This is a genomic window from Oscillochloris sp. ZM17-4, assembly GCF_019599295.1.
In the GTDB taxonomy this organism is placed as follows: Bacteria; Chloroflexota; Chloroflexia; order Chloroflexales; family Chloroflexaceae; genus Oscillochloris.
Genome location: NZ_JAIEWN010000008.1, coordinates 153152 through 169680 on the forward strand (window position 1 = coordinate 153152; position 16529 = coordinate 169680).

Here is a 16529-nt window from a genome sequence, read left to right on the forward strand (position 1 = left end):
TGCAAGAAGATTCGTGCCCCCCCAGCGGCTTCAGCCTCTTGACAGTAGCGAACATACGTACTATTCTACCTGATAGCGAATGGCACATGCACAAGTGAACGTTCGGGCGGTTGCAGCGCATAACGTCACTGGCGCGCTGCGTAAAACGTTCTGCCGAGCTCGTAACCAATGGCTGTGGGGCGGCACAGCACGGGTGCAAGACCCTTGAAGCCCAAGCGTTTACGCTTGGGAGCCGTCACAGGTTGAGGTCATGCCACCAGCGGTATCTCAGCCGTTGTCGGAGGCGGCGGCGATGTCCTGGACATGTTTTGCTGTCTGCGGGTGGGGCCAACTGTTATGTTGGCCCCGCCCTTCTGAAACCTTGTCTACCGCTTTTCTGAGGGAGAGCTTCGCTCTCCCTCACCGTGCGCAGTGTTATTGCTGACAACAGAATTTCCTGACTACAGCGAGCGGTGAGGCATGTGCCTCACCGCTCGTTGTTCCCGGAAGCCGCTATGTCGGGCATGGGAAAGCCCCAAAGTGCCTCTTGCAGACAGGTAAAAAAGGCGTATAATGAGAGACTATCTGGGACGGCTTTGGCACACGCGAACGGCACACTCGGCTCCTTCGATCCTTTGCGGGACGGGATCGGCAAATCTGCTCGCTACCTAGGCGCGGACCAACCTCGGCGATAGACCCATTTCAAGGAGTGGCGAGCCATGAGCTTCGCGGACAAGACCCTGACCTGTCGGGATTGTGGGATGGACTTCGTGTTTACTGCTGGCGAGCAGGAGTTCTACGCATCAAAGGGATTCGTGAACGAGCCGACGCGCTGCCCCTCGTGCCGGCAGAACCGCAAGGCCCAGGCGGGCTCCGGCGGCCCCCGCGATGACCGTGCCCCGCGTTCATCGTCCTTCGCCCCAGGCGCCCCGCGCGAGCGGGTGTCGTACAAGGTCACCTGCGCCAACTGCGGCCAGGAGACGACGGTGCCCTTCGTCCCCCGCGGCACAAAGCCCGTCTACTGTAGCGACTGCTTCGACCAGATGCGCGGCGGCAGCGCCGGCGGTGGCGGCGGCTCGCGCCCGCGCTACTAGCATCTGATCTCAGACACACAGCGATGGGGCCGGCGAACGCCGGCCCCATCGCTGTGTGTCTCTCGCGCGCCTACTCCAGATAGTCGCGCAGGTGCTGCCCAACATCGGGGCTGCGCAGGCGGCGCAGGGCCTCGGCCTCGATCTGGCGGGCGCGCTCGCGGGTCATCCCGAGGGCGCGGCCGACCTCCTCAAGGGTGCGCCGACGCCCATCCTCCAGGCCATAGCGCAGGTCGATGATCCGGCGCTCGCGCTCGTTGAGGTGATCCAGCGCGGCCGATAGGTCGCGGCGGAGCAGCTGGGCCGAGGCGAAGTCGCCGGGAGTCGGCAGGTCGTCGTCGGGCAGGAAGTCGCCCAACGTGTGCTCGCCCTCATCGCCCACCGGCGTCTCCAGGGAGACGGGGCGGCGGGCCGCCTCAAGCACGCGCTCGATACGCTCGATCGGCTGGCCGAGCGCGAGGGCGATCTCCTCGGCGGTGGGCTGGCGCTCCAGCGACTGCGAGAGCCGCTCGGAGGTGCGCTTGACCTGGCTGACCGACTCGCTCATGTGGACGGGCAGGCGGATGGTGCGCCCCTGCTCGGCGATCGAGCGGGTGACGGCCTGGCGGATCCACCAGGTCGCGTAGGTGCTGAAGCGGTTGCCCTTGCGGTGGTCGAACTTCTCGACGGCGCGCATCAGGCCGATGTTGCCCTCCTGGATGAGGTCGAGCAGGGAGAGGCCTCGTCCGACGTACTTCTTGGCGATGCTCACCACGAGGCGTAGGTTCGCCTGGATCAGGTGTCGCCGCGCGTCATTGCCGCGCTCCACGTCGTGCTCAAGGGCGCGCCGCAGGGGCGTGCTGATCTCCTCGGCGGAGTCGAGCCGGTCCTCGGCCTCGTCGCCGCGCTCGATCCGCTCAGAGAGCTCCACCTCCTCGCTGGCGGTGAGCAGGGAGACCTTGCCGATCTCCTGGAGGTAATGCTGTACGGCGTCGGGCGTTGGCTCGACGTTCCGGGTGTGCTCTGTCGGCTCGCTGGTCACGTCGTCGCCCTCGGTCAGCCGATCACTATCGAGCTCGTGACCCATTTCCGGCGAATTCGTCATTCCCCAAAGCGTTTTTGTTCGCTTGAGCATCGGTTCTGTGCTCCTAGCCTAGCTGCAAGAGACACAAGACGGCCCCTCCCCGAAGAGGAGGAGCTGCGCCCTTTAAGCAGGTCTTCAGTTGCACTCAACAAAGCTGGGTTAAGCGCGTGATGGGCGCTCTATTGTGGATGCTCCATATGCAGCCTCGCGGCTGATAGGTGCGATTAAAAGTATAGATATAATAACGCAATTTGTCAAGTGTTGGTTTTTGTCAACAGTATCGGGCGCTGGCCCCTGCGGGGCAAAGATTAGATCTGAAAATATGACTGGGCGCGGGCGGATGGCGCGGCGAAACCGCACCATCCGCCCGCGCCGTCACCGGCGCAGCTGGGCGGCCACCTGGCCGGCGACGCGGGCGTTCTGGCGCAGCAGGGCCACGTTTGTGGCGATGCTCTCGCCGTGGGTCTCCTCGGCCATCGCCGCGAGCAGGAAGGGCGTCACGGCGGGGCCGCGGACGCCGGCGGACGCCGCCCGAGCCAGGGCGCGGCCGATGGCGACCTCGACCTCGGCGCGATCCAGGGCGACCTCGGCGGGCGGGGGCACGCAGAGCAGCAGGCCGCCCGGCGCGGCGACGGCGACATGCTGACGCTGGGCGGCCCAGATCCGGGCGGCGTCGGCCGGGGTGTCGGCGCGCGAGGGCACCGGCAGGCCGCTGCTGCGGCTGTAGAAGGCCGGGAACTCGTCGGTGCCCAGGCCCACCAGCGGCACGCCGAGGGTCTCCAGGTACTCGATGGTCGCCGGCAGATCGAGGATGGCCTTCGCCCCGGCGCAGACGACGAGCACCGGCGTGCGGGCGAGCTCGGTCAGGTCGGCCGAGATATCCCAGGTGGTCTCGGCGCCGCGGTGGACGCCGCCGATGCCGCCCGTGGCGAAGACCTCGACCCCGGCGGCGGCGGCGAGGGCCATGGTGGCGGCCACGGTGGTCGCGCCGTCGGCGGCCTGGGCGATGGCGGCGGCCACATCGCGCCGGCTGAGCTTGCGCACCTGGGCCGAGCGAGTGGCGAAGCGCTCGATCTCGTCGGCGGCCATGCCGACGGTGGGCACGCCGGCGCACACGCCGACGGTGGCGGGCACGGCACCGGCGGCGCGCACCTCGTCCTCCATGGCGCGGGCGAGCTCCAGGTTCTGCGGGTAGGGCAGCCCGTGGCTGATCACGGTGCTCTCTAGGGCGACGACGGGCCGGCCCTCGTCGAGGGCGGCGGCGATCTCGGATGAGATGCGGAGCATGGGCGTTCTCCATGGTGGTAGGGCGCAGCAGCGCGGCGCTGCTGCGCCCTACGGCTCGACGGGGGCGCCGGCGCGGGTGACAGTGTACGGGTGCATGCCGTGGCGGCGGGCGAGGGTGAGATCATCGGGCTCGCCGTCGATGAGGACCAGGGCGATGAGCAGGCCGCGCCGGCGCAGGGGCAGCAGCCGCTCGATGGTGTCGGGGCCGGCGCGCAGACAGATCAGGACGACGGTGCTGCCCCAGCTCAGGCCGGCGCTGGCACGGCTCAGGGCCGCCGCGATGTCGCCCTCGGCCGGAGCCTCAAGCCTGCCGAGCAGGCGCAGCATGGCGAGCAGGTGGGCGCGGCCGTCGCCGGGGCCGATCGTCGCGGCCAGCCCGTCGGTGAGCGGGTCGCGCCCGCTGCTACAGAGCCCCGCCGGCAGCCGGCGGCCGATCAGGTCGGCGATGATCGAGGCGGCGGCGACCACCGCCCGCTCCTGGGCGTCGTAGCTGTAGCGGCTGGGGTACTCGGCGTGGCTGAATGCGAGGGCGACGAGCGTCTCGCGGGCGATGGCCGGCTGCTGGCGGCGCACCTGGAGCGCGCCGATGCGGGCGCTGCTCTTCCAGTCGATCTGGCGCATCGCGTCGCCGGCCTGGTAGTCGCGCACGCCGACCGGGCGGGCCGGGTCGGTGAAGAGGCTGCGGGGCGCGGCCCGCGCGCCGAAGGGCAGGGCGGCGGGCAGGCCCAGCTCGGCCAGGGGCAGCACCTGCGGCAGGATCACCAGGGCGTCGGTGCCGCCGCTGGAGAGCGGCTGCTCGCGCAGGCCGAGCACGTCGCCGGTCTGTAGGCGCAGCGGGCCGAGCCGGTAGAGGCCGCGGCGCTGGCCCTGCACGGTGTAGCTCACCACGCGCCGCTCGCCCGCGCCCAGGGAGACGACCCGCCGCACGGCGGGAAGGGTGCGCAGGGCCGGCGGCACGCTCTCGTAGATCGACAGCCAGGGCATGGGCAGCAGGCTGTGGTTGCTGATCGCGATCTGGATGTCGACCGGCTCGCCGGGGAAGGCGGTCGCCGGCACCTCGCGCGCCCAGCGCAGCCCGCGCGACACCTGGCGCACCCAGAGCCATGCCACCGCCTGGAATCCCACCAGCATGTAGAGCAGGTAGAAGAAGATCTCGCTGCGCAGCGCGGCCGCCACGGCGAGTAGGACCAGGGTGAGGACGCGAAGGTCGGCCATACGAATGTTGAATGTTGAATGTTGAATGTTGAATGTTGAATTCAACATTCATAATTCACATGCGGAACACCCCGAAGGTGGTCTTCTCCACCGGGGCGTTGGCGGCGGCGGCGAGGCCGAGGGCCAGTACCATGCGGGTGTCGGCCGGGTCGATCACGCCGTCGTCCCAGAGGCGGGCGGTGGAGTAGTAGGGGCTGCCCTCGCGCTCGTACTTCTCTAGGATGGGTGCCTTGAAGACCTCCTGCTCCTCGGGGCTCATGTCGGCGCCCCTGGCGATCAGGTTGTCGCGTCGCACCGTCAGCAGGACGTTGGCCGCCTGGGGGCCGCCCATCACGCTGATGCGGGCGTTGGGCCACATCCAGAGCTGGCGGGGCTGGTAGGCCCGCCCGCACATGCCGTAGTTGCCGGCCCCGAAGGAGCCGCCGATCACCACGGTGAACTTGGGCACATTGGCGCAGCTCACCGCCGTGACCAGCTTGGCCCCGTCCTTGGCGATGCCGCCGTTCTCGTACTGGCGGCCGACCATGAAGCCGGTGATGTTCTGCAGGAAGATCAGCGGGGTGCCGCGCGCGCAGCAGAGCTCGATGAAGTGGGCCCCCTTGAGCGCGCTCTCGCTGAAGAGGATGCCGTTGTTGGCCAGGATTCCCACCGGCATGCCCATGATCTGGGCGAATCCGCAGACCAGGGTGGTGCCGTAGCGGGCCTTGAACTCGTGGAGCCGGCTGCCGTCCACCAGGCGGGTGATCGCCTCGCGCACATCGTAGGACTTGCGGGAGTCGCGCGGGATCACGCCGTAGATCTCGCTCGGGTCGTAGCGCGGCTCCTCGGGCGGGCGCAGCTCCCAGGGCGCGGCGCGGCGCGGGCCGAGGTTGGCCACGATGTCGCGCACGATCGCCAGGGCCTCGCGGTCGTCCTCCGCAAAGTGGTCGGCCACGCCGGAGACGCGGGTGTGGACATCGGCCCCGCCCAGGTCCTCGGCGCTGACCTCCTCGCCGGTGGCGGCCTTGACCAGCGGCGGGCCGCCGAGGAAGATCGTGCCGGTGCCCTTGACGATCACCACCTCGTCGGACATGGCGGGCACATAGGCCCCGCCGGCGGTGCAGTTGCCCATCACGGCGGAGATCTGCGGGATGCCGCGCGCCGACATCTGGGCCTGGTTGTAGAAGATCCGCCCGAAGTGCTCGCGGTCGGGGAAGACCTCATCCTGCATGGGCAGGAAGGCCCCGCCGCTGTCCACCAGGTAGATGCAGGGCAGCAGGTTCTCCTGGGCGATCTCCTGGGCCCGCAGGTGCTTCTTGACGGTGAGCGGGTAGTAGGTGCCGCCCTTGACGGTGGCGTCGTTGGCGATGATCACGCACTCGCGCCCGGAGACGCGGCCGACCCCGGCGACCATGCCGGCGCCGGGCACCTCGTCGGGGTAGACGCCGTGGGCGGCCAGGGCGCCGATCTCCAGGAAGGCGCTGCCCTCGTCGAGCAGGGTGTCGACGCGCTCGCGGGGCAGCAGCTTGCCGCGCTCGCTGTGGCGGGCGCGGGAATCGGCGCTGCCGCCGAGGGCGGCCCGCTCGCGCAGGGCGCGCAGCTCGTCGGCCAGGGCGCGGTGGTGGGCGGCGTTGGCGAGGAACTCCTCACCGTGGGTGTTGATGTGGGAGTGTATGAGGGACATCTTTGGTTATACCCTAAACTGCTCGCGGTAGCGCATCATCTCAGCCAGGCTGATGCTGGCCCCGCAGAGGATGAGCACCAGGTGGCCGCCGGGGGTGATCCGCCCGCGCAGCTGGCGGGCGGCGCTGAGGGTGACGGCGGCGGACGGCTCGACCAGCACTTTGGCGCTGTCGAGCAGCCAGACCATGTCGGCCACGGCATCGGCGTCGGGGCGCACCAGCACCTCCTCAAGGTAGCGCTGGGCCAGGCTGAGGGTCAGCTCGCTGACCGAGGGCGCGCCAAGGGTGGCGGCGATCGAGGTGATCGCCGGCAGATGGACGATCTGGCCGGCGGCGAGAGCCTGGCTCATCGCGTCGGCGCCGACCGTCTCGACGCCCCAGATCCGCGTCTCGGGGCGCCGCTCCCTGATCGCCATGGCCACGCCGCCGATCATGCCGCCGCCGCCGATGCTGGCGATCACGTCGGTGACATCGGGCGCGTCGGCGAGGATCTCCAGGCCGAGGGTGCCCTGGCCGGCGACGACCTCGGGGTCGGCGAAGGGGTGGATGAAGCTGTAGCCCTCGGCCTCTAGCTCGCCGGCGCGGGCGAATCCGGCGGCCGCGTTGGGCAGCAGGTCGACCTGCGCGCCGTAGGCGCGGGCGGCGGCCACGGCCGAGGGCGCGGTGCTCTCAAACATAATGATCCGCGCGCTCAGGCCGAGCTGGCGGGCGGCGAAGGCCACGCCCTTGCCGTGGTTGCCCCCGCTGACCGCCAGCAGCCCGCGGGCGCGGGCCGTGTCGTCCAGGCCGAGGATCTTGTGGAAGGCCCCGCGCGGCTTGAACGAGGAGGTCTCCTGGAGAAACTCGTACTTGAGCGAGACGCGGGCGCCGAGCAGATCGCTGAGGGCGCGGCTGGGCAGCAGGGGCGTGCGGATGATATAGGGCGCGATCCGCGCGGCGGCGGCGCGGATGTCGGACAGGGAGAGATCGCTCATAGCAGTCCTTTAAGCTCCTCGGCGGCCTTCTTGGTCATGCCCTGGACGGCGGCCAGCTCCTCGACGCTGGCCTTGCGGATGCCGTCGAGCGAGCCGAAGGCCTTCAGCAGCGCCTTCTTCCGCTTGGGGCCGATGCCGGGGATGTCCTCCAGGGGCGAGGCGAAGACGGCCTTGCCGCGCAGCTTGCGGTGGTAGGTGATCGCGAAGCGGTGGGCCTCCTCATCGGCGCGCTGCACGATGCCGAGGGCCTTGCTATCGCGGGCGAGCACGATCAGCTGCTCCTGGTCGGGGCGCACCAGGTCGAAGCGGTTGCGGTCGACGCCCTTGGCCACGCCGACGACGGGGATGTGGTCGAACTTGAGCGCGCGCAGGGCGTCGAGGGCGGCGTTGAGCTGGCCTCGCCCGCCGTCGATCAGCACCAGGTCGGGCAGGTCGGCCCATTTCGAGGGGACAGGGGACAGGGTAGAGGGAACAGCGGAATTATTATCGACGCTGATCTGCACTTGATCTTGGGTCTCTATATCTCCTGTCCCCCGTCCCCTAATTCCTCGGCGGCCCGCTTAAACCTCCGCGTGATCACCTCGTGGATGGAGGCCACATCGTTGGCGCCCTCGACGGTCTTGATCATAAAGCGGCGGTAGGCGCCCACCTTGGGCTCGCCGCGCTCGAAGACGACCATGCTGGCCACGCTCTGCTTGCCCTGGGTGTTGGAGATATCGTAGCACTCGATGCGCTGCGGCATATCCGGCAGGTCGAGCAGGTCGCGCAGCTCGGAGAGGCCGGCGACGGCGCGCTGCTCGGAGTTGAGCCACTGGGCGCGCAGCTCCTGGAGCTTCTGGCGGGCGTTCTGCGCGGCCAGATCGATCAGCTGCTTCTTCTCGCCGCGGCGGGGCACGCCGATCTCGACCTTGTGGCCGCTCTTCTGGCCGAGCCAGGAGGCGATGATCATCGGCTCCTCGATGTGGTCGGCGAGCAGCAGGTTGGGCGGGATGTTCGGCGCGTTGTTGTAGAACTGGGTGAGGAAGGAGCCGAGCAGGGCCGAGTCGCTCTCGTCCTCGGTGCCCTGGAGGGTGAAGGGCTCGGCGTTGACCAGCTTGCCGCCGCGGATGAAGAGCACCTGCACCACGGCGCTGCCCTCCTCGCGGGCGAAGGCGATCACGTCCTGGTCGGTGTCCACCGTGCGCAGCACCTGCTGGCGCTCCATGATCTTCTCGATCGCCACGATGCGGTCGCGCAGGATGGCGGCCCGCTCGAAGTTGAGGTCCTCGGCGGCCTGCTCCATCTGGCGGCGGATATCGCGCACGATCTGCTCGCTCTTGCCCTCCAGGAAGCGGCAGACCGCATCGACGGCCTGGCGGTAGTCCTCCTGGGAGACCAGGCCGGGCACGCAGGGGCCGAGGCAGCGGCGCATCTGGTAGTAGGTGCAGGGCCGGCCCTTGCGGCGGTGCTCGTGGAACCAGCTGTCGGAGCAGTTGTTCGAGGGCCGGAAGGCGAAGAGCCGGTTGAGCAGGTCGAGCGTCTTGTAGACCGAGCCGGCGCTGGCGTAGGGGCCGAAGTAGCGCGCGCCGTCATCGGCGACGCTGCGGGTGGAGAAGATGCGCGGCCACTCGTCCTGCAGCGTGACCTTGATGAAGGGGTAGGTCTTATCGTCCTTGAGCAGGATGTTATAGGGCGGGCGGTGCTCCTTGATCAGGTTCATCTCAAGCAGCAGGGCCTCAAGCTCGCTCTGGGTGATGATGATGTCGAAGGTGGCGATGTGGCTGACGAGGCGGCGGGTCTTGCCGCTCAGGCCCTTGGGCGAGCCGAAGTAGGAGCGCATGCGGTCGCGCAGCTTCTTGCTCTTGCCGACGTAGAGCAGCCTGCCGTCGGCGCCCTTCCAGAGGTAGACGCCGGGGAGCTCGGGGACGCCCCTGAGGCGCTCCTCGAAGGCGGCGGGGTCGGCGATGGCGGTGTAGGAGAAGTCCATAGCTCCATGGGGGAGGTCAAGGGATGGCATTGCCCTCCCTGCGAGCCTCCCTGGCCTGCGGGATATGCGTGGCTCCGATGAGAACATTATAGCATCATGGGACGGCGGGGGGCGGGCGTGACGATGGCGCAACGTGGCGCTCGCCGTCATGCGAGAATCCCAAGAGTCGCGTTCATGTGGTAGGCTACCGCTATGCCTTTCGCCCAGCACACCCCCACCGGTCGCCTGACAGGACGCACCTATGGACTGGCAGATCTCCCCGTACCTCCCCGCCCTCGCCATCTCAGGTGTCGTCGCGCTGATCACCTGCGCGCTCGCGTGGCGCTGGAGGTCCGCCCAGGGCGCCGTCGAGATCGCCGCGCTGGCTCTCCTGAGCGGCCTCTGGTCCTGGCTCTACGCCCTTGAGCTGAGCAGCGCGGAATTCGCCGTCGCCCTGACGTGGGCCAAGATCGAGTATATCTGCATCGCCGGCGTGCCGACGATGCTGCTGGTCTTCGCCGCGCGCTACACCGGCCGCGACGGCTGGCTGGCCGGGCGGCGCTGGCTGTTCCTCGCGGCCTTCCCCGCCCTGACCCTGCTGGCCGTCTGGTCGAACGACCTGCACCGGCTCTACTGGAGCGAGATGCGCTGGGTGGCGAGCGGGTCGGTCAGCATCCTGAAGTTCTCCTACGGGCCGCTCTTCTGGGCCTTTATCACCTACTCCTATGTCTGTGTCACGGGGGCCACGTGGCTGCTCCTCCAGAGCATCCTGCGCGCGCCGCAGGCCTACCGGGGCTCCACCGCCGCGCTGCTGGTGGCGATCGTGGCGATCTGGGGCGGCAACGCGCTCTACCTCTCCGGCCTCAGCCCCTGGGGCTACCTCGACCTGACGCCGGTCTCGTCGACGATCTCCGGGCTGGCGATCACCCTCGGCATCTATCGGCTGCGCCTGTTCGACCTGCTGCCGATCGCCTACAGCATGGTCTTCGGGCAGCTCAGCGACGGGGTGGTGGTGATCGACGTGCAGAACCGCGTGGCCGACCTCAACCCGGCGGCCCAGCGCGACCTGGGGAGCGTGCGGGGCTCAATCATCGGCGTGCCCGCGCGCGAGGTCTTCAGCCGCTGGCCCCACCTGATCGATCGCTACCAGCAGATCAAGCCCCTGAGCGATGAGCTGGAGGTGGCTATGCCCGAGGGGGCGAGCCGCTGGCTCGACCTGCGCATCTCGCCGCTCTACAACAGGCGCGGCAACCTGCGCGGGCGGGTGATCGTCTGGCACGACATCACCGAGCGCAAGGCGGCCGAAGCCGATCTGCGGGCGGCCAGAGACGCGGCCGAGATGGCCAGCCGGGCCAAGAGCGCCTTCCTGGCCAACATGAGCCACGAGCTGCGCACCCCGCTCAGCGCGATCATGGGCTACTGCCAGCTGATGCGGCTGGAGGTCGAGCAGGGCGAGGTCGAGCAGGCCCTGCTCGACCTGGACATGATCGAGCATGCCGGTGAGCACCTGCTGCGCATGATCGCCAACCTGCTCCAGCTCGCGCAGATCGAGGCTCAGGACAGCCGCATCCGGCTCGCGCCGATAGCCCTGGGCGAACTGCTCGCCGAGCTGGCCGACTCGATGCGCGCGACGGCCGCCCGCAAGGGCAATGCGCTGCTGGTGCGGGTCGATGATCCCGCCACAGTGTTTCAGGCCGACCGGGCGCGGCTGCGCCAGGTGCTGCTGAACCTGCTCGATAACGCCGCCAAGTTCACCGAGGGTGGCACGATCACCCTGGAGGGCCGGTGCGTGGGCGGCGAGGCCGGCGCGTACGCGATCTTCTCGGTGATCGACACCGGCGTCGGCATCGCCCCCGACGAGCTGGGCAAGATCTTCGAGATCTTCGCCGAGCCGGATATCGCGAAGCGGCGGAAGTTCGGCGGGGCCGGGGTCGGCCTGGCGATCTGCCGGCGCTTCTGCATAGATATGGGCGGCGACATCGAGGCGACGAGCGCCCTCGGGTGCGGCACGACGATGACGGTTCGCCTGCCGATGGGCGGCCCGGCCGATCTGGCCGCGCGGCCCGCCGAGGGGGAGCTGGCGTAGTGCGATTGCAGATTGCAGATTTGATGCCGCAGAATCGCCGCGCTCAATCTGCAATCTGCAATGCAGCTCAGGGCACCACCGTGATCGTGGCGACCTCGTACTCGCCGAGCGGCACCGGCTCGCCGTTGAGGGTGACGGGCGGCCGGGCGAAGCTGTCCGGGGCGAACATGCCAACCACCACGCGGTAGTCGCCGGGGGGCAGGCCCGGCGGCAGGTAGACATCGTTGGCGTCCACCACCATCGTCCCCGCGCGCCAGGAGCTGGTGGGGAAGCGGCCCTGCCAGGGCGGCGCGTCGCGCTGGGTGGGCACGCCGCCGCCGGCGTCGACCAGATGGACGAAGATGTAGCGGTCGTCGGCGAGGGGCTGCTCGACCTGCCAGAAGGTGCGCAGGCCGAGGACGCCGCCGGGCCTGAGCGGTGCGCCCGGCACGAGCATCGGCGGCGCCCCGTCGGCCGAGGGGTCGCCGATGGCGACGCCGAGCAGGCGCGCCCCGCCGAAGCGCAGGTCGCCCGACACGGGCAGGGGCACGTCGGCGGGCGAGAGGCCGGTGGCGATCACCAGCAGCCGCGAGCCGAGCACATCGTTGCGGTTATCGGAGCCGAACGCTGCCGTTATGCCCGCGCTGAGCAGCGTGTCGTACGCGGGCGGCGGCGTGAGCTGGCCCCAGCGCTTCGATGAGAGCACCAGGTAGGCGTAGCCCTGGGCGCGGTACCAGGCCAGGTCGTGGGTGGCCATCGTCGGCACATCGGTCCAGCGCTGCTCGGTGGGGCCGGGCACCGGCTTCAGCTCGGCGGCGATGCGCGTCCCCGGCGGCACGTTCGCGTCGATCCAGGCGATCAGCTGCACGCGGGTGTCGCCGCCGGCCTGGCGGCCCACATAGGTCGCGCTGGTGAGCGCGGCGGGCAGCAGCAGGGCGGCGGCGGCCACGCAGGTGGCCGCCACGCCGGCGCGCGGGCCGCGCCGGGCGCCCAGGCGGCCGGACTCGACCACGGCGACGCCCACGGGCAGGGCGCAGGCCACCAGCAGCGGCAGCATGTTCTGCATGAAGTGGCTCGGCCGCGAGAGGTGAAGCAGCAGCGAGGGCAGGGCGAAGCCCAGCCAGACCGCCAGGGCGCGCGGGCGGCGGCGGCCCAGCAGGATCAGCCCGGCCAGCACGGCGAGGCAGAGCAGCGGGCTCAGCCCCTCGAACAGGAAGAACTCGACATAGCCGCCGACGTTCCACGCGCCGCGGTACTGCCCGTTCGCCCCGCTGTAGTTGCCCCACTGCCGCACCACCCCGCCGCCCACCTCGCCGAAGCGCAGCAGCGCGTAGGGCGTGCCGGCCACAAAGCAGACGATCGCAGAGAGACCCGCAGCGCAGAGACGAGAAATTTGACGAACAAAGCGATGAGAAAGCAGAGCTTTCTCATCGCTTTGTTCGTCGTTTTTGGCAAGCACGGCAGCGACCACAATCGCCCCGGCGACGAGCCCGGCGTTGTACTTGGCGGAGGCGGCCAGCCCGGCGAAGGCCCCGGCCACGATGAAGGCCCGCCAGCGGTTGGTGTCGGCGGCCAGGATGGCCGCGCCGAGGCTCAGGCATGCCAGGAAGGAGGCCGTGACATCGGTGGTCGCCCACTGCGAGAACTTCAGGTGGTAGGGCAGCAGGGCCACCAGCAGCGCCCCGACCAGCCCGGGGCCCCGGCCCCAGCCGCGCGCCCCCAGGCTGAATGCCGCCATGGTGGTGAGCGCCCCGATGGTGGCCGAGACCCAGCGCGAGACCACGAAGAAGCCCGGCAGCGTCGTCACCACGTAGGTCGTGACCGTCATCTGGCTCAGGTCGCCGTAGGTGCCGGCGGCGACGCCCAGCCGGTAGTGGAGGCTCAGGGCGCTAAGCAGCAGGTAGACGAAGAGCGAGGGCTTCTGGAAGAAGTGCTGGTTCGGGTCGCCCGTGCGCAGCATGTCGATCACATAGTTGATCGGGTTGGGCTCGTCGGGGTGGTCGACGTAGGGCAAGCTCTGGCGGATGGTGAGCACCCGCAGCAGCAGCGCGCCCACGGCGATCAGCCCGACGAGCAGCCGCCAGCGCCAGGCGCGGCCCTTCGCTTCAGGGAGTGTGTTCATCGGGGCCATAGTACCACGGCGGGCGGCCCCCCTCAGCAAACGTTTCTCGGCCCGCGCCTATAATAGTACCAGGGTCATCCCCGCCAACCTAGCGGGTGAGAATCGCCTATGGTAAGATAATCTGCGCCCGCTCAATGTCGCGCGGGCGCGCCAAGCAGACAGGAGCCCCCATGTCGCCCGATCGGATCTCGCGCCGCGTCAACGCCGTCCCCCCCTCCGGCATCCGCCGCTTCTTCGATATCGCCGCCACCATGCCCGACGTGATCTCGCTCGGCGTCGGCGAGCCGGACTTCATCACCCCCGCCGACATCCGCGCCGCCGGCCAGCGCTCGGTCGATCAGACCACCGCCTACACCTCGAACTCGGGCCTCAAGGAGCTGCGGGTGGCTCTGGCCGCCCACCTCAACGCGCGCTACGGCGCCGACTACGACGCCGAGAACGAGCTGCTGATGACGGTGGGCGTGAGCGAGGCCATGCTCGGCGCGGCCCTGGCGGTGCTCAACCCCGGCGACGAGGTGCTCGTCCCCGAGCCCTGCTTCGTCGCCTACCCGGCCTGCGTCACCTTCGCCGACGCGGTGCCGGTATATGTGCCGACCAGCGTGGCCGACGGCTTCCAGGTCAGCGCGGCGGCCCTTGAGGCGGCGATCACCCCGCGCACGCGGGCTATCCTGATCGGCTACCCCAACAACCCCACCGGCGCCGTGATGAGCCGCGAGCGTATGCTTGAGGTCGCCGCGGTGGCCGAGCGCCACGACCTGCTGGTGATCTCGGACGAGATCTACGACCGGCTGGTCTACGGCGTGGAGCACGTATGCTTCGCGGCCCTGCCCGGCATGCGCGAGCGGACGATCCTGCTGGGCGGCTTCTCGAAGGCCTACGCGATGACCGGCTGGCGCCTGGGCTGGCTGGCCGCGCCGGCCGACATCACCGCCGCCGTGCGCAAGGTACACCAGTACGCGATCATGTCGGCGCCGACCATGAGCCAGTACGCCGGCCTGGAGGCCCTGCGCTTCGGCGAGCCCAGCGTGCGGGAGATGTGTGCCGAGTACGACCGCCGCCGCAAGGTGATCGTCGGCGGGCTGAACAGCATCGGCCTGCCGACCTTCGAGCCCCAGGGGGCCTTCTACGCCTTCCCGTCAGTCGCCCACCTCGGCCTGAGCAGCGACCAGTTCTGTGACAGGCTGCTGATGGAGGAGCAGGTGGCCGTCGTCCCCGGCGACGCCTTCGGGCCGAGCGGGGCCGGCCACGTGCGCGCCTGCTACGCCACGTCCATGGATAAGATCGAGGAGGCCCTGGAGCGGATCGAGCGCTTCGTGCGCCGCGTCTCCTAGCGCGGCGCAGCCTTTCGGTTATCAGCAGAGGGTACACTAAGGCAGCGTTGCCGCACTGGCGCCATCGACGCGTGCATCTATTGCATCTGACCCAACGCGCAAAGGAGGTTCCCATGCCGGTTGAGCTGAGCAGCCCGCCGCAGACGGCGGGCCCGGAGACGAGCTCCGTGCATATCGATGGCGAGGTCCGCTGCGCCATCACCGGGAGGCCGCTCCGCCCGGAGGAGGCCTACTGGGCGCCGCCCCTGGTGACGATGGGCGAGCTGGTGTCGACGCTCTGGCGGACGCTGACCACGAACCCCGCCGGCCTCAGCGAGGTGCTGATGAGCGAGCAGCCCAATGTGCCCTACGCCCCCGAGGCCCGCCAGGAGCTCGCCCGCCGCCGCTCCGCCGAGCAGCTCAAGCTGCTCGTCCTGCTGCTGCTGGTCGCCGCCGTGCTGATCATCCCGATCGTGATGATGGTGAGCTGAGCGCAGGGGACAGGGGACAGGGGACAGGGGACAGGGGACAGGGGACAGGGGACAGGGGGCAGGGGACAGGGGCTTATGGCCGACATTAGTCTCGATCAAGCCGTCGCCCCGCTGGTGATCACGCTCGACATCGGCTCCTCGTCGGCGCGGGCGCTGCTCTACGACGGGAGGGGCCGGCGGGTGGCGAGCGTGGGCACCCAGGAGCCCTATGAGCTGACGAGCACGCGCGACGGCGCATCGGAGGACGACCCTGAGGCAGCCATGGATCGCGTATGCCGCTGCCTCGACGCGCTGCTCGGCCAGATCACGCCCTCTGGCCGCCCGATCGGCGCCGTGGCCATCTCCAGCATGGCCTCGACGTTCCTGGCCCTCGATGGCGAGGGGCGCCCGCTGACGCCGGTGATCAGCTACGCCGATACGCGCAACGCCCAGGATGCGGCGGCCCTGCGCGAGCGCCTAGACGAGCGCGTGATCCACGAGCGCAGCGGGTGCCTGCTGCGCACAAGCTACTGGCCGGCGCGCCTGGCCTGGCTGCGCCGCACCCGGCCCGACATCTGGCGGCGGGCGCGGGGGTGGACCAGCCTGGGCGAGTACCTGGAGCTGCGGCTCTTCGGGCGGCGGCGGGTGAGCCACTCGGTGGCCTCGTGGGGCGGCTTGCTCAACCGGCACAGCCTGGAGTGGGACGCGGGGCTGCTGGACGATCTGGGCATCTCGGCGGATCAGCTCGCGCCGCTGGCCGACGTGGGCGAGCGGCTAGAGGGGCTGGCGCAGCCCTTCGCGGCGCGCTGGCCGGCCCTCGCGGGCGTGCCCTGGCTCCCGGCCATCGGCGACGGGGCAGCGGCGAACCTGGGCAGCGGCTGCGTTGACGCGGGCCGAATCGCGCTGACCGTCGGCACAACCGGGGCGCTGAGGATCGTTGTCCCGGAGGTGCCGGCCATCCCGGCGGGCCTGTGGGCCTACCGGGTAGACCGGCGGGCGGCGCTGCTGGGCGGGGCGACCAGCGAGGGCGGGAACCTCTACGCCTGGCTGCACGGGTCGCTGCGACTAGACGAAGAGAGCGATGCGGCGATGGGTGTGCTGCCGCCCGACGGGCACGGGCTGACGATGCTGCCCTTCATCGCCGGCGAGCGCAGCCCGGGGTGGGCCGGCGACGCGAAGGCCAGCATCCACGGGATCACGCTTGACACCACGCCGCAGGAGATCCTGCGGGCCGCTATGGAGTCGGTGGCCTACCGCTTCGGGCTGATCGCGGAGGGGCTGGCGGGGGCGGGGGGCGAGGCCCGCCAGATCATCGCCAGCGGCGGCGCGCTGCTGCGCTCGCCGGTG

At 69.8% G+C, this 16529-nt stretch carries 13 protein-coding genes; 5 read left to right on the forward strand and 8 right to left on the reverse strand.

The window, feature by feature from the left end:
• Positions 1-698 precede the first annotated feature (698 nt).
• On the forward strand, positions 699-1073 hold the full coding sequence (locus tag K2Z83_RS09105; RefSeq protein WP_220594860.1) for a zinc-ribbon domain containing protein: 375 nt from the start codon (positions 699-701) through the stop codon (positions 1071-1073).
• 70 nt (positions 1074-1143) lie between these two features.
• Here the strand turns inward: K2Z83_RS09105 and K2Z83_RS09110 are convergent, their stop codons facing one another.
• From K2Z83_RS09110 to uvrC, 7 genes are all read right to left on the reverse strand, one after another.
• Positions 1144-2184 carry a sigma-70 family RNA polymerase sigma factor gene (locus K2Z83_RS09110; RefSeq protein WP_220594861.1) on the reverse strand — a complete coding sequence of 347 codons (1041 nt, stop codon included), beginning with the start codon at positions 2182-2184 and terminating at the stop codon, positions 1144-1146.
• A 324-nt stretch (positions 2185-2508) separates the two neighbouring features.
• Complete coding sequence (locus K2Z83_RS09115; protein WP_220594862.1) at positions 2509-3420, reverse strand: pseudouridine-5'-phosphate glycosidase; 912 nt, start codon at positions 3418-3420, stop codon at positions 2509-2511.
• A 48-nt stretch (positions 3421-3468) separates the two neighbouring features.
• A complete protein-coding gene (locus tag K2Z83_RS09120; protein WP_220594863.1) occupies positions 3469-4683 on the reverse strand; it encodes a DUF58 domain-containing protein in 1215 nt (404 codons plus the stop codon).
• A 7-nt stretch (positions 4684-4690) separates the two neighbouring features.
• Complete coding sequence (locus K2Z83_RS09125; RefSeq protein ID WP_220594864.1) at positions 4691-6298, reverse strand: carboxyl transferase domain-containing protein; 1608 nt, start codon at positions 6296-6298, stop codon at positions 4691-4693.
• A gap of 6 nt (positions 6299-6304) precedes the next feature.
• Positions 6305-7270, reverse strand: a complete 966-nt coding sequence (locus tag K2Z83_RS09130; RefSeq protein WP_220594865.1) for a threonine/serine dehydratase — start codon at positions 7268-7270, stop codon at positions 6305-6307.
• Entirely contained in the window at positions 7267-7773 is a 507-nt protein-coding gene (locus K2Z83_RS28895) for a helix-hairpin-helix domain-containing protein (protein WP_370650117.1), read from the reverse strand. Before K2Z83_RS28895 ends, K2Z83_RS09130 begins: the two co-directional genes overlap by 4 nt.
• A 14-nt stretch (positions 7774-7787) precedes the next feature.
• Complete coding sequence (uvrC, locus tag K2Z83_RS09135; protein ID WP_255603613.1) at positions 7788-9236, reverse strand: excinuclease ABC subunit UvrC; 1449 nt, start codon at positions 9234-9236, stop codon at positions 7788-7790.
• A gap of 241 nt (positions 9237-9477) precedes the next feature.
• Between uvrC and K2Z83_RS09140 the strand changes: the two genes are divergently transcribed.
• Positions 9478-11301, forward strand: a complete 1824-nt coding sequence (locus K2Z83_RS09140) for a histidine kinase N-terminal 7TM domain-containing protein (protein ID WP_220594866.1) — start codon at positions 9478-9480, stop codon at positions 11299-11301.
• A gap of 67 nt (positions 11302-11368) precedes the next feature.
• Here the strand turns inward: K2Z83_RS09140 and K2Z83_RS09145 are convergent, their stop codons facing one another.
• Complete coding sequence (locus K2Z83_RS09145; protein ID WP_220594867.1) at positions 11369-13402, reverse strand: glycosyltransferase family 39 protein; 2034 nt, start codon at positions 13400-13402, stop codon at positions 11369-11371.
• 170 nt (positions 13403-13572) lie between these two features.
• On the opposite strand from K2Z83_RS09145, the gene K2Z83_RS09150 reads away from it, so the two are divergent.
• From K2Z83_RS09150 to K2Z83_RS09160, 3 genes are all read left to right on the forward strand, one after another.
• On the forward strand, positions 13573-14733 hold the full coding sequence (locus K2Z83_RS09150; RefSeq protein ID WP_220594868.1) for an aminotransferase class I/II-fold pyridoxal phosphate-dependent enzyme: 1161 nt from the start codon (positions 13573-13575) through the stop codon (positions 14731-14733).
• Between the two features lie 113 nt (positions 14734-14846).
• A complete protein-coding gene (locus K2Z83_RS09155; protein WP_255603615.1) occupies positions 14847-15203 on the forward strand; it encodes a hypothetical protein in 357 nt (118 codons plus the stop codon).
• A 75-nt stretch (positions 15204-15278) separates the two neighbouring features.
• Positions 15279-16529: gluconokinase (locus tag K2Z83_RS09160; protein ID WP_220594869.1), on the forward strand; the 1251-nt coding region annotated here is incomplete at its 3' end.